Consider the following 18,490-nt stretch of genomic DNA (forward strand, 5'->3'; position numbering starts at 1 on the left):
GAACAATGACATTGGACAAAGATATACGATCATTATTTTTTGTATTATTTTCTTGCCACCGCAAACGGAGGCATTGCGCTCCGTTGACAGCCAGGAGAAAGATCATGGGGGGGACTCTGATTCAGAAGAGGAAGGAATGTTTTGTTTTTTGGCGTTCAAATTCGGAACCAAGGCTGGTCATCGGGCAATTCAAACCTGGAAACCCCAACAGCCTGATCGGCAAACAGTGCCTGCCCATGGCACGCACTGCCCCGTTCGACGATCTGTGGGAGATCGAGGCGTCCGCCTGCAATCTTGTCGATGGCCATGTCTATCATTATTGGTTTGAAATCGATGACAAGAATTCGACCTCCGTTCCCAAGCGACGCACTCTGGTTTCCGACCCGTGCGCCACGACCGCCGATTGGCGTCTGATCGCTGCCGCGGTTACCGGAGTCTCCTCCGACCAGGCCGCGGCCTCGGTCATCCGGTTCAGGAACCGCCGACTGGAAGCCTGCGACTCGGAAGACCCGGACGTTTCCGGCAGCATCGATTTTTCCGATGCCGGCAAGATTGATGAACTGCCCGCCAACAATCGCCTGGTGATCTACGAATTGCCGACAGCCTGGACTGGAAGCGTCACCGAGAACAACAAGGAGCGGGCGGTGGGTACGTTTCGCGATGTCCACGCCCTGGTGGAAAAAGGGGTTGGCGGCGCCAATTTTTCGCACCTGGCCGTCTCCCAACCGAACGCCACCTATCTGAAGGATTTGGGAATCAACGCCCTGGAACTTCTGCCACCCGCCGACAGTGTCTACAAGCGCGAATGGGGCTATGGCACGACCAATTTTTTTGCCCCCGACCATGAACTGGGATTTCCGGAAGGTCACTCGTTTCCAACTCCCAACGGCGATCTGGCGGAACTGATTCGCGGCTGTCATCGGAACAACATCCGCTTTTTCGTCGATATGGTCCTGGCCTTTGCCAAGGATGGTCCCTACGAACAGGCGCATTTCAACGATTTTCACATCGGCGCGCCAGGATCCTGCAATGGAATGCCGGAGGCGGATGCCTGTACCTCGGGTCGGCGTGATGGTTCCAGGGGACCGCGAAACGGTTTTGGTTCGGCTCTTTTTCGGTATGCCGGTCCCGTCCGGTCGGGCTACGACCCGGTCAGTGGCAACCTGGCACACACCGTGTCGGCACGCCAGTGGATGAAAAGTTATCTGGAACGCTGGATGAAGGATTTTCATGTCGATGGCATCCGTCTGGACAGCATCGAGAATGTGGCCAATTGGGATTTCATTCAAGAGTTCAAAGACCTGGCGCGCCGGTTGTACAAGGAACGCTGGCAAGCGGCCAACCCTGGGGTGGTGACGAATGGTGATGACCGATTCCTGGTCGTTGGCGAGGAATTGACCGTCCCCACCGAACTTCTTGTGCAAAAGCGATTGGATGGTCTCTGGAACGAAGACTTTAAACGTTTGATACGAAGTGCGCTGATTGGTACCCATAATGGAGAACATGGCAAGGATGCTTCGGGCAATCCGAGCTTTGAATGGACGGTACGCAAAGCGATCGACTGTCGTCACATGGGGTTTGCCGATGGCGCCCAGGCCATCAACTATCTGACTTCACATGATGTCGAGGGAATGGGAAACGAACGTTTGTTCAACTATTTTCAGAACTGTTCCATTTATGACAAGGAAAAACGGTTCAAACTGGCCTTTGCCTGCCTGTTGACGGCGGTCGGCATCCCCATGATCCTGGCTGGAGACGAGTTTGCCGACCAGCACGATCTGACCAACAGCCAAGGATGGGTCACCCATTCCGACGGCAAGCAGGTCGATCCGGTCAATTTTTCCCGGCAGGGCGATGAATGGCGTCGAAGAATTTTTGCTTACGTATCGCGGTTGATTCACCTGCGCACCTCCTCCAACGCCTTGGCGGTCAATGATGTCGATTTCATCCACGTCGATTTCAACGATGGCAAGCGGGTCATGGTGTGGCAGCGTGGCATGAAGGGGAGTGACGATATTGTTGTCGTCGTCGCCAACTTTTCCGAGTTCAGTACCGATATGTCTCATCCGAACGCAAACTATGTCGTCCCCAACTGGCCGGCAACCCCCTTTGGTCGCAGTTGGCGCGAGGTGACCCAGGACCGCCCGGTTCCCTCCGAATGGATCGGACGGGAACCAATCTTTGCCTGGGAGGCCAAGGTCTACACCACCTGTTGAATTCACGGCCAATGAGTCAAGACCCCTGAATCCAATGCGCCAAATCTTCCTGCCGCTTCATAGTCTATAGTTCATATCATGCAAAAAAAACACCGGGGAAGGATATTCCCTCCCCGGTGATGATTGAAGGCAACAAGGTTTGGGCCGAAAAATTACATTCCCATGCCGCCCATACCGCCCATGCCGCCCATGCCATCCATGCCACCGCCACCCGGCGCGGGGGCATCTTTCTTGGGCAGTTCGGCGACCATGGCCTCGGTGGTGATCATGAGACCGGCGACGGAGGCCGCTGCCTGAAGGGCGCTGCGGACGACCTTGGCCGGGTCGATGACGCCACGGGTGACCAGGTTGGTGTACTCATCCCGCGCAGCATCGAAACCGAAGGCGTCGCTGTCGGATTCGAGAATTTTGTTGACCACGACCGAACCTTCCGCGCCGGCATTCTCGGCGATGATGCGGATCGGTTCTTCCATCGCCCGACGGACAATGTTGACCCCGACCCGCTGGTCCTCATTGGCCACCTTGAGGTTTTCCAATCCATTGCGTGCCCGGAGAAGGGCAACGCCGCCACCAGGGACAATTCCCTCTTCGACCGCGGCGCGGGTCGCATGGAGTGCGTCATCGACACGATCCTTGCGCTCCTTCACCTCGACTTCGGTGGCGCCGCCAACCTTGATGACGGCAACACCGCCCGCAAGTTTGGCCAGCCGTTCCTGAAGCTTTTCCTTGTCGTAGTCGGAGGTGGTCTCCTCAATCTGGAGACGGATCTGGCCGACGCGGGCTTTGATTTGATCGGTTTGGCCGGCTCCGTCGATGATGGTGGTCTCGTCTTTGGTAATGATTACCGAACGGGCTCGTCCCAGCATGTCGATGGTGACATTTTCAAGTTTGACCCCAAGATCCTCGGAAGCGACCGTTCCTCCGGTCAGGATGGCGATGTCTTCGAGCATCGCCTTGCGGCGATCGCCAAAACCCGGAGCCTTGACGGAACACACCTTGAGGCCACCACGCAGTTTGTTGACCACAAGTGTCGCCAGGGCGTCGCCCTCGACGTCCTCGGCAATGATGAGCAGTGGCCGCGCCGATTGCACCACGCTTTCGAGAATGGGAAGAATCTGTTGCAGATTGCTGACCTTCTTTTCCACCAGCAGAATGGACGGGTTGTCCATCTCCACCGTCATCTTGTCGGCGTTGGTGACAAAATAAGGAGAAAGGTAGCCACGGTCGAACTGCATTCCCTCGACGACATCCAGGGTGGTATCAAGCCCCTTGGCCTCTTCGACGGTGATGACCCCTTCCTTGCCCACCTTGTCCATCGCCTCGGCGATCATCCGGCCCACTTCGGTATCGGCGTTGGCGGAAATGGCACCAACCTGGGCAATCTCCTCGGAACTGGTGACCTCCTTGGCGCTTTTGCGCAGGACGGAAATGACATCCTCGACGGCGGCGTCAATGCCTCGTTTGAGGTCCATCGGGTTCATGCCGGCGGCAACCGCCTTGAGCCCTTCGCGGATGATCGACTGGGCCAGAACGGTCGCGGTGGTGGTGCCGTCTCCGGCGACATCGGAGGTCTTGGAAGCAACCTCCTTGAGCATCTGCGCCCCCATGTTCTCGAACTTGTCCTCAAGCTCGATTTCCTTGGCGACGCTGACACCGTCCTTGGTGACCCGGGGCGCGCCCCAGGATTTGTCGAGGACGACGTTGCGTCCCTTGGGGCCGAGGGTGACCTTGACGGCATTGGCAAGTATGTTGACCCCCGTGAGCATTTTGCCACGGGCGACTTCGCTGAATTTGACTTCCTTGGCTGCCATGTGATGTCTCTTTCCTTGGTATGGATGGCCTGAATGGTGGATGGGTTTTCTCCACCAACGGTGCGGCTGTGATGTTTGGGACCGGGGTTACTCGATGATCCCCATGACATCGGATTCCCTCATGATCAGGAGATCCTCGCCATCCAGTTTGACTTCGGTGCCGGCATATTTGGCAAACAATACCTTGTCGCCCGCCTTGACTTCGAGGGGACGGATCTTGCCTTCCTCGTTGATGGCCCCCTTGCCCACGGCCAGGATTTCCCCTTGAATCGGTTTTTCCTTGGCGGTATCGGGAATGATGATGCCACCGGCGCTTTTTTGATCCTGTTCAAGCCGTTTGACCACGATGCGGTCATGCAATGGACGGAATTTCGTTTTCATCGCTTCTTCCAACCTCCAGTGTCTCATTATCGATATGGGTTGCATGAAAGAACTTAATGATTTCTTCGACAGGACGGAACGCCGATGGGCCGCAGGGGCGAAAAACCCTCGGTCCGATCTGGCAGTCACCCAGGTCGAGTGCTAAATGTAGGCATCCGAACCCGCCTGTCAAGACCTTGTGGCGCGTTTTTTTCATTCGCGGGAAAAGAAATGGGAGAAAAACCTTAATTTGCAGGGGTACCGGATGCCTCTTCGGGAGGGACGGGGGCCTCCACCAGATAGGGTTCGATGCTTTTCCAGATTCTGCCGGCGGCCGCGGCGGCAAAAGAAACGGTCAGAAGCAGATTTTCCTCGCGCTCGCGTCGCTCCATGACGTGTCCTTCACGACAAACGCGGGCCAGAAGGGCGCCGTCCCTGGCGGGAAGGTCCAGATGAACGATTCTCGACGTCCGGCCTGCTTCCTCCCGAAGCGTCCGTAGAAACCGATCCATCCCCTGACCGGTCCGGGCAGACAGGACGAGGGTGCGCGGACGGGCCTCCAGCCGTTCGCGGAGGGCCTGACTGTTGTCGTCGAGGCCGTCGCATTTATTGTAGAGGGTCAGCATCGGTTTCCCGCCGGCGCCGAGTTCCTCCAGGACCTCCAGAACGACCCGGTGTTGCTCGTCGTGCTCCGGATCGGAAAGATCGACCACATGCACCAGCAGATCCGCCTCCAGAACCTCTTCGAGGGTGGCGCGGAAGGCGGCGATGAGTTGATGTGGCAGATCGCGGATAAAGCCGACGGTGTCGCTCAGAATGATCCGTTGGCCGTTGTCCAGGGTGAGACCACGCATGGTCGGGTCGAGAGTGGCGAACAACTGGTCCGCCGCATGGACGCCCGCCTGGGTCAGGCGGTTGAACAGCGTCGATTTGCCGGCGTTGGTATAGCCGACAAGCGACACGGTGAACCAGGGGACATCGCGCCGCGCCTCCCGTTGCAAGGTGCGGGTCCTCTGGACCTGGTCGAGTTGTTTTCCCAACCGGTGGATCCGGTCGCGAATCAGACGACGATCGACCTCGATCTGGGTTTCACCCGGACCACCACGCAATCCGACGCCTCCCCGCTGCCGTTCCAGATGACTCCAGGTGCGCACCAGCCGCGATTGCTGGTAGAGCAGCAGAGCCATCTGGACCTGGAGGGTCCCTTCACGGGTCCGCGCACGGGCGGCGAAAATTTCCAGAATCAACCCGGTCCGATCGACAACCTTGACCAGGAGGGACCGTTCAAGATTGCGTTGCTGCACCGGCGACAGCGCATGGTTGAAAACCACCACTTCCAGTTCGAGCGCCGCCGCTTCCTCCTTGATCCGTTCCACCTGCCCCTTCCCGAGAAAGGTGCCAGGATGGATCGGATCGACAGCGAGAATCCGATGTCCCTCGACCTGCAAACCAGCGCTCCGGGCCAGATGATCGAGTTCCTCGACCTGCCGTTCCCCCCAGTCGCGACCTTCGCGGCGGGAAAAAATCTGTACCAGCAGGGCGCCGACCGGCGCGGGCCGGGTTGTGCGCGGCGGGTTATTCGTCACCTTGACCGTAATCGATATTGCGCGAGGGCATGACGGTGGAGACGGCATGTTTGAAGACCAGTTGGGTGACGCTGTTCTTGAGCAGCAGACAATAGTTGTCAAACGACGTGATCACCCCCTGAAGTTTGATGCCGTTGATCAGGAAAACGGTCACGGGGACCTTTTCCTTGCGCAATGTGTTCAGAAAAGGATCCTGAACACTGTGGATGGATTGACCCGCCATGACACCTCCCCTCGTTCCCTCGTTGATGCCTTCCCGTGCGGTTTTTTTTGCCGCATGATCGTTGATGAACATTTCCGGTCTTTACGCTTTGTTACAAAAACACGCTTGCCGAGGCCCAGAATACGGACAGGGGACGGTCCGATGCAAGCGCAATCTTTCACCAGAAGCTCAAGATTCGTTCATGGGGGAAGCAAGGTCGGCCACCGGGGGTCAGATGCCGGCATGGAGGACGGCGCAGCGTTGTCGGGCAAAGTTGAGAAATTCCTCGACCGCCTTGGAGCGGAATTTTTGTTTCTGGAAGACAAAATTAAGATGACGCTTGAATTTCATCCCCTTGATGCGGCGGACGCGGAGGCTTTGCAGTTGCAGTTCCTTGCGCAGGGCGACGCTGGAGATGATGCTGAAACCAACCCCTCCTTCGACCGCCGCCTTGACCGATTCGGTGGTTCCGAGTTCGAGGATCATGTCCAGGTGGTCGTAGGAGAGTCCGGCACGGCTTAAATGCTCGGCAATGACCATGCGGGTCCCCGAACCCTCCTCGCGGGAAACAAAGGGATATTCCCTGAGTTTGGCGATCGGAATTTCGTCCATGGTTTCGAAGGGATGTCCGGGAGGGACGATGATCACCAGTTCATCCTCGAAGCAGGGGGCGACGGCAATGTTCTTGTTGGAGACCGGACCTTCGACCATCCCCATGTCGATGGTGGCGTCTTCCAGTTTGCGCACCACCAGACGGGTGTTGTCCACCGACAGGCGGATCTGGACCCGGGGAAAATGTTCGTGGTAGCCGCTGAGAATGGGGGGGAGAAGATACTCGCCGATGGTGGTGGAGGCCCCAAGTTTGATGATGCCCCGGGTCTCTCCGGTCATTTCGTTGATGGCCTTTTCGGTCTCGCGGTACAGTTCGAGGATGCGTTCGGCATAGCCGAAAACCGTCTCTCCGGCATCGGTCAGGGAAATGCGGTTGTGATGGCGGTCGAAAAGGCGGGTGTTGAAATGTTCCTCCAACTGCCGTATCTGAAAGGTGACCGCAGGCTGGGTCAGATAGAGTTCCTCCGCGGCCCGGGTAAAGGATAGATGCTTGGCAACGGCATGGAAGACGCGCAGTCGGGTATCGGAAAAACTCATGAGGGGGGTGGTCCGGGGTGGAGGTTGAAGAAAGATCACGAGTGTCCGGAACGCGCCGGTCGGATCGGGTTTGGAGTTTGCCTGAGTATAAAAAAATTATTGAGTGAGGAAAAGGAGTAAAAATCCATTGATGGGTCGATCATGGGGATTGATGAACATCGTCGCTGGTGTTGTCGGCGGCTTGGCTCAACGATTTTCAATTGTAAAAAGAAGATGAAAAAACCGGAGATTCCCGACCTGGCGCTCCTGGAGCGGTACAGATGGCGGTACCGTCGGTGGGTGGAACAGGGAAATGAAGAAGTGGCGCGAAGGGTGCGCCGGGGACGGATGGAACGGGTACACTTTTCCGCGTTGGCGGGCCGTTATTCCTGGATCTGGTTCGATGCCTACGGGGTGCTGAACCGGGGCGACGAACCGGTCCCCGGAGCGGGGGATACCCTGCGGCGATTGCGGATGGCAGGGGTTCCCTTTCGCCTGGTGAGCAACAATGCAAGCCATTCCCTGGACGAGATCCGGGAAAACCTGCGCCGGATGGGAATCGATGTCTTGCGGGAGGAAATCATCACCTCGGGTCTGGTGGTGTCCGCGTTCGTGCGGCGCAACGGCCTGGAGGGATTGCCCTATGTGTGGATTGGCGGGGGGGAAAGCGCCGTACACTATGCCCCCGATCCAGAACGGCTGATGGTCAACCGTCCGGGATCTTTGTGGCGACCGGACGCGGCGCGGTATGCCCTCTTCAGTGGCAACCAGGAATATTACGGGGGGGTGCAGGAACAGATGCTGCATGCAGCCATGGCTCGGGAAGATCGGGGACCGGTGCCGTTTCTTCTGGTCAACGCCGACCTCGTCGCCCCCGAACCTTCGGGTGGGGTGAACCTGGTGGCGGGGTATACGGCGTGTTCGGTCAATGATGCCGGGCGGCATCCGATGCTCGGGGTCGGAAAACCGTTTTCCCCTGTTTTCCATTGGGCCTGGGCGTGTTGCGGTCGCCCCCCCTGGGAGCGCGTCTTGATGGTGGGAGATGCCTTGGAGACCGACATCCTGGGGGCGGCGGCACTCGGCATGGCGACCTGCCTGACCCTGACAGGGCTGTATGGGCCCATGGCGGGAGAACTCGACAACGTGTGCGATCGCCTGGAAATCCGCCCCGATTTCATCGTTCCGGGGATTGGTTGAAATGAGATGAAACAGCAGTGACAATCGTGTGAATATCCTCCTTTTTCCCGGCAGTCCCGCGTCGGGATGGATAAATGTCAAGGGGATGGATTTGTTGGTTGACTCGCGTCCCTTTTGAATGGTACTTCTCGCGAAACGGCACTGCGCGACATGAGGACAGGGTAGGGTGAAGGGGACTTCTTCCGACGGCCCGGGGAGGCCAGCGGCGAAGAATGGTGGATGCATCCGACACGGTTCGGACAGGATCCATGATGGCGATCGCGGGACCTTGAAAACATGCTCGAAAACTATTTTCCGATTCTGGTTCTTCTGGGGGTGGCTCTGGCCATCGGGGGGGGAGCGGTGGGCGTTTCCTACCTGGTGGGGCCGAAACGTCCCTATCGCGAAAAATTGGAACAGTATGAATGCGGGTTCTCTCCCCTGGGGCGGATCCGGATGCGTTTCGATGTCCGTTTCTATCTGATCGCCATTCTTTTCATTGTCTTCGACATCGAAGCCGCTTTTCTTTTTCCCTGGGCGGTCGCGTTCCAGTCGATCGGGATTCTGGGGTTTGTGGAGATGATGCTGTTTCTCCTGGTGCTCCTGGTGGGCTATGCCTATGCCTGGAAAAAGGGGGCGTTGGAATGGGAATGATGGTCATGCGCATCCCCTTCGCGGGATCCGTGTCCCGGGGGCAATGCCAGACGCGATGCCAGACGATCATCGCGGGCCATGACGCGATGATGGCGCTGGGGGAAGAATCATGGGGATGAATGAAGGGACGGCGCGGATCGGCGACGAAGTGGCCAATCGGGGATTTCTGCTGACTTCCGCGGATAAACTGGTCAACTGGGCGCGCACCTCCTCCATGTGGCCGATGACTTTCGGCTTGGCCTGCTGCGCGGTGGAGATGATGCACGCCGGGGCGAGTCGGTATGATCTTGACCGGTTCGGCATCGTCTTTCGCGCCAGTCCGCGACAGTCGGACGTGATGATCGTCGCCGGAACCCTGACCAACAAAATGGCTCCTGCTCTGAGGACTCTGTACGATCAGATGGCCGAACCCCGATGGGTGATCTCGATGGGATCGTGCGCCAACGGTGGCGGGTACTACCATTATGGTTATTCCGCAGTCCGGGGGTGCGATCGGATCGTCCCGGTGGACATCTATGTTCCGGGATGCCCGCCGACCGCCGAGGCGCTCCTCTACGGCATTTTGCAACTGCACAAGAAAATACACCGGACCAACACCCTCTATTCGGGCTGGGGGGCTTCGGCATGAAGCGGGAAAAACTTGAATGCCTGGAACAAGAGGTCGCCGAACGGTTTCCCGGCCTCGCCAGGGAACGCCTCGGCGAGGCCCTGGTCCTGCATGTGCCGGTGGAAAAACTCCTGGAGACGATGACCCGTCTGCGCGACGACATCGCCATGGATTTCAAACTGCTGATCGACCTGGCGGGGGTCCATTATCCCGACCGGGCGGCACCGTTCGAGGTGGTCTATCAGTTGCTGTCGGTCCACAAGAACCATCGGATCCGGATCAAGGTGGCGGTCGCCGACGGTGAACTGGTTCCGAGCGTCGCGGGTATCTGGCGCTCGGCCGACTGGCATGAACGGGAAGCCTACGACATGTTCGGCATCCTGTTCAGCGGCCATCCAGACCTGAGACGGATCCTGACCGATTATGATTTTCATGGCCATCCGTTACGCAAGGATTTTCCGGTGACCGGCCAGGTGGAAATGCGTTATGACGAACAACGGGGAATGGTGGTCAAGGAGCCGATCCGCCTGGGGCGGGGCGACAGGGAACCTTATCGCAAGTCTCCCTGAGTCATCTTCGGAATCCCGGTGGCAACGAAACGGGGCGATGCGTCGAGTTTGATTTCTCAAGAGTCGGGGACGATGGAACAACGCAAGGAGTTTCAAAACTACACCATCAACTTCGGACCGCAGCATCCGGCGGCCCATGGGGTCTTGCGTCTGTTGCTGGAGTTGGATGGCGAGGTGGTGGAACGGGCCGACCCGCACATCGGGTTGTTGCACCGGGGGACCGAAAAACTCCTGGAACACAAGACGTATCTTCAGGGACTCCCCTACTGGGACCGGCTGGACTACATGTCCATGATGAGCCAGGAACATACCTGGGTCCTGGCGGTGGAAAAACTGTTGGGGGTGACCGCGCCGCCGCGGGCGCAATTCATCCGGACGATCTTTGCCGAACTGACTCGGATTCTCAACCATCTGCTGTTCATCGGCGCCCATGGGTTGGACGTGGGGGCGATGACCATGTTCATCTATTGCTTCCGCGAACGGGAAGCGATCCTGGACATGTACGAAGCGGTCTGCGGCGCCCGCATGCATGCCGCCTATTTTCGCCCCGGCGGGGTCGCCAAGGACCTGCCCGAAGGACTTGCGGAAAAGATTCGCGCCTTTACCGAGGATTTTCCCTCGCGCATCGACGAATATGAAATGTTGTTGACCAACAACCGCATCTGGAAGCAACGTCTGGTCGATGTCGGGGTGGTGACGCCGGAGGCGGCATTGGACCTGGGCTGTGTCGGTCCGATGTTGCGCGGCTCGGGGATCGCCTACGACCTGCGCAAGGCGGAACCCTATGATGCCTACGATCAGATCGACTTCGACATTCCGGTCGGAAAGAACGGCGACAGTTACGACCGTTACCTGGTACGGGTCGAGGAGATGCGCCAGAGCAACCGGATCATCGGCCAATGCCTGGACAAGATGCCCGAGGGAGAGGTCAAACTGCCCAACTTCAAGATTTCGATCCCCCGTCGCGCCGACATGCATTCGGGGATGGAATCGTTGATCGGCCATTTCAAGCTGGTTTCGGAAGGGTTCGCGGTTCCGGCGGGGGAGGTTTATCTGGCGACCGAAAGTCCCAAGGGGGAGTTGGGGGTCTACATCGTGTCCCAGGGGGGGTGCAAGCCGTACCGGGTCAAGATCCGTGCCGCCGGATTCAACCATCTCCAGGCCTTGAAGACCATGCTGCCGGGACACATGATCGCCGATGTCACCACGATCGTGGGGACGATCGACATCGTCTTTGGGGAGATCGACCGATAGCGCCATGGAACAGGAACTCAACGATAACGCGCCGCGGTTTTCCCCCGAGGCGTTGGCCAGGACCGAGGAAATCTTCAAGCGCTATCCTCCGGAACACCGCGAAGCGGCATTGATGCCGATCCTGCATCTGGCGCAACGGGAGTTTGGCGGCTGGCTTTCTCCGGAGGCGCTCGATTATGTCGCCCGGTTCATGAAACTGGCCCCGATCCGGGTGCATGAGGTCGCATCCTTCTACACCATGTACAACCTGAAGCGGGTGGGACGGTATCACATCCAGGTCTGCACCAATATTTCCTGTTGGCTGTGCGGTTCGGACGCCATCGTGGAAGCATTGCGCGCAAGGTTGGGGATCGGGTTTGGCCAGACGAGCGCGGATGGACGGTTCACCCTGGCGGAAGTGGAGTGTCTCGGGGCCTGCGTCAACGCCCCCATGCTCCAGATCAACGACGACTACCATGAAAACCTGACCCCCGAGAAGGTGGTCGGCATCATCGATCAACTGCCATGAACCAGTCCGCCCCCATCCAGATCGTCTTTCGCAACATACACAAGGCCGACAGCCACACCCTGGCGGTCTACCTTGCCGGCGGTGGCTACAAGGCGGTGGTCAGGGCACTGGCCCGGACGCCGGAAGAGGTGATCGAAGAGGTCAAGAAATCGGGAATCCGCGGTCGTGGCGGGGCGGGATTTCCGGCGGGGATCAAATGGTCGTTCATTCCCCGGGTGTCGCACCGCCCGAAATATCTGGTGTGCAACGCCGACGAGGGGGAACCGGGAACATGCAAGGACCGGGACATCCTGCGCTACGATCCACATCGTCTGATCGAGGGGATGATCATCGCCGGTCACGCGGTCGGGGCCGAACGGGGCTATATCTACATCCGCGGCGAGTTTTTCCATGAAAGCCAACGGGTGGAGGCGGCGATTCGCGATGCCTACGCCAAGGGGTATCTGGGGGAAAATATCTTCGGCAAGGGGATCCGCTTCGATCTGGCGATTCACCTGGGTGGCGGGGCCTATGTCTGTGGCGAGGAGACGGCGCTTCTGGAATCGCTCGAAGGAAAAAAAGGGCAACCCCGGGTCAAGCCGCCCTTTCCCGCCAATGTCGGCCTGTGGGGAGGACCGACGGTCATCAACAATGTCGAAACCCTGGCCAGCATTCCCGACATCATCGAGCACGGCGGCGCCTGGTATGCGTCACTCGGGGTGGAAAAATCGACCGGAACCAAGATTTTTTCGGTGTCGGGCCATGTCAACCGTCCGGGAAACCATGAAGTCGCGATGGGAATTCCCCTCAAGACCTTGCTGGAAACGCATGCCGGCGGGGTGCGTGGCGGATGGGACAACCTCAAGGGGGTGATTCCGGGGGGCTCGTCGTCGCCGATCCTGACCCGCGCCGCCTGCGAGACGGTGACCATGGACTATGACAGCATCGCCAAGGCAGGATCGATGCTCGGCTCGGGGGCGGTGATCGTGCTCGACCGGTCGGTTTGCGTGGTTCGGGCCATCGCCCGGCTGTCGCGGTTCTACCGCCATGAATCGTGTGGCCAGTGTACCCCCTGCCGGGAAGGGACGGGATGGTTGAGCCAGATCATGGACCGCCTCGAGGCGGGTGGCGGTCAGAGGGGCGACATCGAGCTTCTGGAGGAATTGTGCGGCAACATTTCCGGCAAGACCATCTGCGCCCTCGGGGATGCGGCGGCCATGCCGGTGGCGGGGGCCATTCGGGCGTTCCGGGAGGAATTCGTCCATCACGTAGCGCATGGCCGGTGCATGGTGGAATAGGAGCCAGTTGAAAAAGATGCCTACTCTGATCATCGACGACAGGGAGATCAGCGTCCAGCCGGGGACCACCATCATGGAAGCGGCCCGGTTGCTTGGGATCCAGATTCCCCACTTTTGCTACCACCCCGAACTTTCGGTGGCGGGAAACTGCCGCATGTGCATGGTCGAGGTGGAGAAGATGCCCAAGCCGGTCATCTCCTGCGCCATGCCGGTCAACGAAGGGATGGTGGTGCGTACCGATTCGGAGATGGTCCGCAAGGCGCGACGCGGGGTGATGGAATTTCTGTTGATCAACCACCCCCTCGACTGTCCCGTCTGCGATCAGGGGGGCGAGTGCAAATTGCAGGACTATGCACTGAAGTATGGTCCGGACCGGAGCCGTTTCCGGGACAAGAAACGCACGGTACACAATCATGATCTGGGGCCGGTCATCGAGACCGAAATGAACCGGTGCATTCATTGCACCCGCTGCATCCGTTTTTCCACCGAGGTGGCCGGGGTGGAGGAGATGGGGGCGATCTTTCGCGGCGATCACATGAAGGTGGTTCCCGAGTGGGCGGTCGCGGCGAAAGAACGGTCCTTGTCCTCGGAGCTGGCGGGCAATCTGGCGCAATTGTGTCCGGTGGGGGCGTTGAATCTCAAGCCGTTCCACTTTCAGGCCCGGGGATGGGAATTGACCCGGAGTCCGGGGATCTGTCCCCATTGTCCGGTGGGGTGCCATACCCGGGTGGATACCATGAACGACCGGATCTACCGCGTCATGGGAGCCCGTTGCCCGTCGATCAACATGGAGTGGCTGTGCGACAAGGGGCGTTTCGCCCATGAGGGGCGGCTGGAAGGGCGTCTCGTGGTTCCCATGCAGGTTGGAGAAGCGGGCGGACCTTTGGTGGAGGTTACCTGGTCCGAGGCACTGGACCGGGTGGCGGCGCTCATCAAGGGGGTTTCCCCCGATGCGGTGGCAGGTTTGGCGGGAACCTGGGGACAGGGCGGGGAGGAGTTGTTCGCCTTCCAGGACTTCCTGCGGCATTCGGTGGGGACGCCTCATGTGGATTACCGGATTCACCAACGCGATTTCAGCGCCGACGGGGTCGCTCTGACACGGGCCGATCTGTTGCTCGGCACCCCGATCGAGGCGATGGAGACGGCGGATGCACTCTTTCTGATCGGCGCCGATCCGCGGTATGAAATGCCGCTTTTGAACGTGCGGCTGCGCAAGGCCTCCTTGAACGGGGCGACGGTCTGGTCGGTGGGACCACGCCATCTGGAATCGACCCTGGAACACCTGGAAGAGGTGGTGGTGTTTCCAGGCGAGGAGGGAGATTTTCTGCGCAAGGTGTTGTTGGCGACGACGACACGGCGGGGTCCACGAAGCGCCGTGGGGTGGGCCGGGGCCTTGAAGAAGGCGCAACGACCGCTGTTTCTTCTGGGGCGTTACGCGGTGAATCATCCGCAGGCGGAATTGTTGCGGCGGTTGGTGGTGGCGCTCCTGGAGAAGGCGGAGGCGATGACCGACGGCTGGCGCGGGTACAATCGCATGGTGACGGACGGAAATGCGGCGGCGGCGGAAGATCTGGGGGTGGTGCCGCATCGGGGACCGGGTTATCGGGCGGTCGAACGGGTGGGGATGAATGCCCGGGAGATTCTGGAGCGGGCGGGACGGGGCGAGATCAAGGTATTGTTCCTGATGGGGATCGATGGCGGCGACGAGCGCATCGATGCCAGGCTGGCGGCGGCGGTCCTTGCGGGGACGAGGGTCATTTTCATGGGGGCCTTTGACAATCGGGTGGCGCAGGCAGCGGATGTGGTGTTGCCTGGTCTGGTCCATGGCGAGCGCGCCGGCACGCTGACCAACGCCGAAGGTCGGGTGGCGGTGAACGAACGGGTGGTCATGGGGCCATTGACCGCCAAGGAAGATTGGCGGATTCTGCGGGCCTTGAGCCAACGTTTCGATCGGGTCCTTCCTTACGGCACTCTGGAGGAACTTCGGGCGGCGATGGGACGGGCGGATGGGCGGTATGCCCCGGCGGCGGTCGGGTCGTCGTCCGTGTCCAAGGGGTGTGACCATGGCGTGGCGGTGACACGCAACCTGGAATTTGTCGCCGAGGTGACCGCTGCGGAAGGGGATGCCAACCGTCTGGCCCTGGTCCTGGTCCCCTCGTTCTTTCAGGATACGCCACTGACCCGGGGGGCGCCGACCCTGGCGGCCCTGGAGCGGGGGGGGGCCTTGAGAATTGGTGGCAAGGATGCACGCAAATATCGTGTCGAGGCGGGAGGACGGGTGCGGGTCATGTGCGACGGTCGCGGGGTCGAGGTCGCGGCGATGATCGATGAACGAATGGAGGGGGGAATCCTGGTCGGCTGTCCCGAGAAACTGCGGGGACTGGGCGAAGGGACCGATGGCATTCTTCACGTAACCATCCACCCCTTGTAGACCGCAGGGGTTAATTATTGGAAGAAAAAAGGGGGCTGGGGGATTGCCCCCAGGGTTTTGATTTTTATTTTGGTATTATGTTCCAAGGACCGCTTGCGACAATGACCAGGGAATGCGATGGATGAAATCCTGAAAACGGTGCATGCAACGGGGGAAGGGTTCCTGGGACCGCTTCTCTGGCCGTTGGCATGGGTGGTGATCAAGGTCGTCCTGCTGTTGGCGCCGGTCCTGTTTATGGTAACCTACATCACCCTGGCGGAACGCAAGGTGATCGGGGCGATGCAGGTGCGACCAGGCCCCAACCGGGTCGGATTCTTTGGGATTCTTCAACCTCTGGCCGATGCGGTCAAACTGATCTTCAAGGAGACGATCCTGCCTGAGCGGGCGGACAAGGGATTGTTTCTTCTGGCACCGCTCCTGACACTGGTTCCGGCGCTTCTGGCCTGGGCGGTGGTTCCGTTTTCTCCCGAACTGATTCTGGCCGACATCAACATCGGTATCCTCTACATCCTGGCGATTTCGTCCCTGGGCGCCTATGGCATCATCATTTCGGGATGGGCCTCCAATTCGCGCTACGCCTTTCTGGGGAGCATGCGTTCGGTGGGACAGATGGTCTCCTACGAGGTGTCGATGGGCTTTACCCTGATTCCGGTGATTCTCATCACGGGAAGCCTGAGTCTGGTGGATGTGGTCGAACAGCAGAAGGATTGGTGGAATGTCATTCCGCTGGCACCGATGTTCGTGATTTATTTCATCTCGGTGGTGGCGGAAACCAACCGCTCGCCGTTCGACCTGCCGGAGGCGGAACCGGAGTTGGTGGCAGGGTTTTTCACCGAATATTCCGCGATGAGTTCGGGGCTGTTTTTCATGGGGGAATATGCCAACATCGTCCTGGTTTCCTTTCTCGGGGCGCTGGTGTTTCTGGGGGGGTGGCTTCCTCCGGTGTCGCTGTTGTCGTTCATTCCGGGGATCATCTGGCTGGGGTTGAAGGCGGCGTTTTTAATGTTTGTCTTCTTGTGGATCCGGGCGACGTTTCCCCGTTATCGCTACGACCAACTGATGCGGCTGGGGTGGAAGGTGTTTCTGCCGGTGTCACTGTTCTGGATTTTTCTGACTGGATTGGTGGTGCAGTTGTTCCGGGGGGTGTGAGTCCCGGAGAATGCGAGGAGATCATCGTGGGGCTGGATCTGAAAAACATGCTGCAAAGCTTTGCCCTGAAGGAACTGGCCCAGGGGATGGCGGTGACCTTGAAACATTTTTTCAAGCCGACCATCACCATTCAGTATCCCGAGGAGCGGACGCCGCTGTCGCCCCGTTTTCGCGGGGAACACGCCTTGCGCCGCGATGATGCGGGGAACGAGCGGTGCGTCGCCTGCAAACTGTGTGAGGCGGTGTGCCCCGCCCAGGCGATCTACATCGAGATCGATCCCAGGTCCACCGCCGCCAGCAGGCGGACCCGGGTCTACGACATCGATGAGACCAAATGCATCTTCTGTGGCTTTTGCCAGGAGGCCTGCCCGGTGGATGCGATTGTCTTGGGGCCGAACTTCGAGTTTTATGGCTCGGTCCGTTCCGACCTGTATTATGACAAGGAACGGCTTCTGGCCAACGGCGAGCGCTGGCACCATGAATTGAATGCCAACATCACTGCCGATGCCCGGTACCGGTAACGGGGAAAAATCATGACGGTTGCGGAACTTGTCTTTTACCTCTTTGCTCTGGTGACGGTGTTGGCGGCCCTGGGGGTGGTGGGGTCGCGCAATCCGGTCCATTCGGTTTTGTTTCTGGTTCTGGCCTTTTTTTCCACGGCTGGATTGTTCGTCCTGATCGGCGCCGAGTTCCTGGCGGCCATTCTGGTGATGGTCTACATGGGGGCCGTGGCCATTTTGTTTTTGTTCGTGGTCATGATGCTGGATGTCGATTTTGTCACGCTGCGTCGGGAGAGCGTCCGTTATCTGCCCCTGGGAGTGACGGTCGGGGTGGTCCTGCTCGTGGAACTGGGATTGATGTTGGGGCATCATCATCCGGAGCATGCCGGGACGGTCTCTTCTCCGGCAACGGTGGACAATACCCTGGCCATCGGCCAGGCGATGTTCACCCGCTTCATCTATCCCTTCGAGGTGGCATCGTTGATCCTGCTGGTGGCCCTGATCGGGGCGGTGGCGCTGACCCACCGCGAACGCAAAAATGTCCGCCGTCAGGAGATTTCACGGCAACTGGCGCGAACGAAGGAGGATGCGGTGGAACTGCGCAAGGTGACCTCGGGGGAAGGTGCGTGATGGTCATGACGCTCAATCATTATCTTGTTCTTGGGGCGATCCTTTTTTCCATCGGCATGTTTGGGATCTTTCTCAATCGGCGCAACGTCATCATCATCATGATGAGCATCGAACTGATCCTGCTGGCGGTGAACATTAATTTTGTCGCCTTTTCGCGATTTTCCGGCAACATCGACGGGCAGGTCATCACCTTTTTCGTCCTGGCGGTGGCCGCGGCCGAGGCCGCGATCGGTCTGGCCATTCTGGTCGCCTTTTTCCGCAATCGCGAGACCATCGATGTCGAAAAGATCGATTCGATGAAAGGGTGAGGAGGGATGAGTCGAGGCATCATGATGCATGTATCGGAAAAACAAAGTTTCGGTCGTGGTGTTTGTGGTCTTTATAGTCATCAGGATGGGTCTGGGAAGGGGTTTCCCCTTCCCAGTGGGGGTT

The 18,490-nt window shown here is 59.1% G+C and carries 18 protein-coding genes; 13 read left to right on the forward strand and 5 right to left on the reverse strand.

What is annotated here, in order from left to right; genetic code table 11:
- Nucleotides 1-104 precede the first annotated feature (104 nt).
- Nucleotides 105-2,216: an alpha amylase gene (locus tag HQL76_07555; GenBank protein MBF0109012.1), complete on the forward strand. Its 2,112-nt coding sequence runs from the start codon at nt 105-107 to the stop codon at nt 2,214-2,216.
- A 152-nt stretch (nt 2,217-2,368) separates the two neighbouring features.
- On the opposite strand, the gene groL is transcribed toward HQL76_07555, so the two are convergent.
- The 5 genes from groL to HQL76_07580 form a co-directional block, all read right to left on the reverse strand.
- Nucleotides 2,369-4,027, reverse strand: a complete 1,659-nt coding sequence (groL, locus tag HQL76_07560; GenBank protein MBF0109013.1) for a chaperonin GroEL — start codon at nt 4,025-4,027, stop codon at nt 2,369-2,371.
- Nucleotides 4,028-4,114: 87 nt separating this feature from the next.
- Nucleotides 4,115-4,408, reverse strand: a complete 294-nt coding sequence (gene groES / locus HQL76_07565) for a co-chaperone GroES (protein MBF0109014.1) — start codon at nt 4,406-4,408, stop codon at nt 4,115-4,117.
- Nucleotides 4,409-4,632: 224 nt separating this feature from the next.
- Nucleotides 4,633-6,021, reverse strand: coding sequence for a GTPase HflX (gene hflX, locus HQL76_07570; protein MBF0109015.1), 1,389 nt, complete (start codon nt 6,019-6,021; stop codon nt 4,633-4,635).
- The gene (gene hfq, locus HQL76_07575; protein ID MBF0109016.1) at nt 5,963-6,196 is read right to left on the reverse strand and encodes an RNA chaperone Hfq; all 234 of its coding nucleotides are present in this window, start codon (nt 6,194-6,196) and stop codon (nt 5,963-5,965) included. The genes hflX and hfq overlap by 59 nt, the downstream gene beginning before the upstream one ends.
- A gap of 210 nt (nt 6,197-6,406) precedes the next feature.
- A complete protein-coding gene (locus HQL76_07580) occupies nt 6,407-7,324 on the reverse strand; it encodes a LysR family transcriptional regulator (protein MBF0109017.1) in 918 nt (305 codons plus the stop codon).
- A gap of 213 nt (nt 7,325-7,537) precedes the next feature.
- Between HQL76_07580 and HQL76_07585 the strand changes: the two genes are divergently transcribed.
- From HQL76_07585 to nuoK, 12 genes are all read left to right on the forward strand, one after another.
- Nucleotides 7,538-8,500 carry an HAD-IIA family hydrolase gene (locus tag HQL76_07585; GenBank protein MBF0109018.1) on the forward strand — a complete coding sequence of 321 codons (963 nt, stop codon included), beginning with the start codon at nt 7,538-7,540 and terminating at the stop codon, nt 8,498-8,500.
- Between the two features lie 276 nt (nt 8,501-8,776).
- Nucleotides 8,777-9,133, forward strand: coding sequence for an NADH-quinone oxidoreductase subunit A (ndhC, locus tag HQL76_07590; GenBank protein ID MBF0109019.1), 357 nt, complete (start codon nt 8,777-8,779; stop codon nt 9,131-9,133).
- A 115-nt stretch (nt 9,134-9,248) separates the two neighbouring features.
- The gene (locus tag HQL76_07595; protein MBF0109020.1) at nt 9,249-9,761 is read left to right on the forward strand and encodes an NADH-quinone oxidoreductase subunit B; all 513 of its coding nucleotides are present in this window, start codon (nt 9,249-9,251) and stop codon (nt 9,759-9,761) included.
- On the forward strand, nt 9,758-10,309 hold the full coding sequence (locus HQL76_07600) for an NADH-quinone oxidoreductase subunit C (protein ID MBF0109021.1): 552 nt from the start codon (nt 9,758-9,760) through the stop codon (nt 10,307-10,309). The genes HQL76_07595 and HQL76_07600 overlap by 4 nt, the downstream gene beginning before the upstream one ends.
- Nucleotides 10,310-10,381: 72 nt before the next feature.
- Nucleotides 10,382-11,563, forward strand: coding sequence for an NADH-quinone oxidoreductase subunit D (locus tag HQL76_07605; GenBank protein MBF0109022.1), 1,182 nt, complete (start codon nt 10,382-10,384; stop codon nt 11,561-11,563).
- A gap of 4 nt (nt 11,564-11,567) precedes the next feature.
- On the forward strand, nt 11,568-12,071 hold the full coding sequence (gene nuoE / locus HQL76_07610) for an NADH-quinone oxidoreductase subunit NuoE (GenBank protein ID MBF0109023.1): 504 nt from the start codon (nt 11,568-11,570) through the stop codon (nt 12,069-12,071).
- Nucleotides 12,068-13,348, forward strand: coding sequence for an NADH-quinone oxidoreductase subunit NuoF (nuoF, locus tag HQL76_07615; GenBank protein MBF0109024.1), 1,281 nt, complete (start codon nt 12,068-12,070; stop codon nt 13,346-13,348). The genes nuoE and nuoF overlap by 4 nt, the downstream gene beginning before the upstream one ends.
- Nucleotides 13,349-13,364: 16 nt before the next feature.
- Nucleotides 13,365-15,779 carry an NADH-quinone oxidoreductase subunit NuoG gene (gene nuoG / locus HQL76_07620; protein ID MBF0109025.1) on the forward strand — a complete coding sequence of 805 codons (2,415 nt, stop codon included), beginning with the start codon at nt 13,365-13,367 and terminating at the stop codon, nt 15,777-15,779.
- A gap of 117 nt (nt 15,780-15,896) precedes the next feature.
- Nucleotides 15,897-16,928, forward strand: a complete 1,032-nt coding sequence (nuoH, locus tag HQL76_07625) for an NADH-quinone oxidoreductase subunit NuoH (GenBank protein MBF0109026.1) — start codon at nt 15,897-15,899, stop codon at nt 16,926-16,928.
- A 47-nt stretch (nt 16,929-16,975) separates the two neighbouring features.
- Nucleotides 16,976-17,449 (forward strand): NADH-quinone oxidoreductase subunit NuoI, encoded by a 474-nt coding sequence (gene nuoI / locus HQL76_07630; GenBank protein ID MBF0109027.1) that lies wholly within the window; start codon nt 16,976-16,978, stop codon nt 17,447-17,449.
- A 12-nt stretch (nt 17,450-17,461) separates the two neighbouring features.
- Entirely contained in the window at nt 17,462-18,058 is a 597-nt protein-coding gene (locus HQL76_07635; GenBank protein MBF0109028.1) for an NADH-quinone oxidoreductase subunit J, read from the forward strand.
- Nucleotides 18,058-18,366 (forward strand): NADH-quinone oxidoreductase subunit NuoK, encoded by a 309-nt coding sequence (gene nuoK / locus HQL76_07640; protein MBF0109029.1) that lies wholly within the window; start codon nt 18,058-18,060, stop codon nt 18,364-18,366. Before HQL76_07635 ends, nuoK begins: the two co-directional genes overlap by 1 nt.
- The last annotated feature ends 124 nt before the right edge of the window (nt 18,367-18,490 follow it).

This window comes from Magnetococcales bacterium, assembly GCA_015228815.1.
Classification (GTDB): domain Bacteria; phylum Pseudomonadota; class Magnetococcia; order Magnetococcales; family UBA8363; genus UBA8363.

Coding starts and splice junctions, on each gene's coding strand:
- HQL76_07580 (MBF0109017.1), bottom strand. CDS start 7,324: ATGAGTTTTTCCGATACCCGACTGCGCGTCTTCCATGCCGTTGCCAAG.
- HQL76_07595 (MBF0109020.1), top strand. CDS start 9,249: ATGAATGAAGGGACGGCGCGGATCGGCGACGAAGTGGCCAATCGGGGA.
- groES (MBF0109014.1), bottom strand. CDS start 4,408: ATGAAAACGAAATTCCGTCCATTGCATGACCGCATCGTGGTCAAACGG.
- HQL76_07585 (MBF0109018.1), top strand. CDS start 7,538: ATGAAAAAACCGGAGATTCCCGACCTGGCGCTCCTGGAGCGGTACAGA.
- groL (MBF0109013.1), bottom strand. CDS start 4,027: ATGGCAGCCAAGGAAGTCAAATTCAGCGAAGTCGCCCGTGGCAAAATG.
- nuoE (MBF0109023.1), top strand. CDS start 11,568: ATGGAACAGGAACTCAACGATAACGCGCCGCGGTTTTCCCCCGAGGCG.
- ndhC (MBF0109019.1), top strand. CDS start 8,777: ATGCTCGAAAACTATTTTCCGATTCTGGTTCTTCTGGGGGTGGCTCTG.
- nuoI (MBF0109027.1), top strand. CDS start 16,976: ATGCTGCAAAGCTTTGCCCTGAAGGAACTGGCCCAGGGGATGGCGGTG.
- nuoK (MBF0109029.1), top strand. CDS start 18,058: ATGGTCATGACGCTCAATCATTATCTTGTTCTTGGGGCGATCCTTTTT.
- nuoG (MBF0109025.1), top strand. CDS start 13,365: ATGCCTACTCTGATCATCGACGACAGGGAGATCAGCGTCCAGCCGGGG.
- hfq (MBF0109016.1), bottom strand. CDS start 6,196: ATGGCGGGTCAATCCATCCACAGTGTTCAGGATCCTTTTCTGAACACA.
- HQL76_07555 (MBF0109012.1), top strand. CDS start 105: ATGGGGGGGACTCTGATTCAGAAGAGGAAGGAATGTTTTGTTTTTTGG.
- nuoH (MBF0109026.1), top strand. CDS start 15,897: ATGGATGAAATCCTGAAAACGGTGCATGCAACGGGGGAAGGGTTCCTG.
- hflX (MBF0109015.1), bottom strand. CDS start 6,021: ATGCCGTCTCCACCGTCATGCCCTCGCGCAATATCGATTACGGTCAAG.
- HQL76_07600 (MBF0109021.1), top strand. CDS start 9,758: ATGAAGCGGGAAAAACTTGAATGCCTGGAACAAGAGGTCGCCGAACGG.
- HQL76_07635 (MBF0109028.1), top strand. CDS start 17,462: ATGACGGTTGCGGAACTTGTCTTTTACCTCTTTGCTCTGGTGACGGTG.
- nuoF (MBF0109024.1), top strand. CDS start 12,068: ATGAACCAGTCCGCCCCCATCCAGATCGTCTTTCGCAACATACACAAG.
- HQL76_07605 (MBF0109022.1), top strand. CDS start 10,382: ATGGAACAACGCAAGGAGTTTCAAAACTACACCATCAACTTCGGACCG.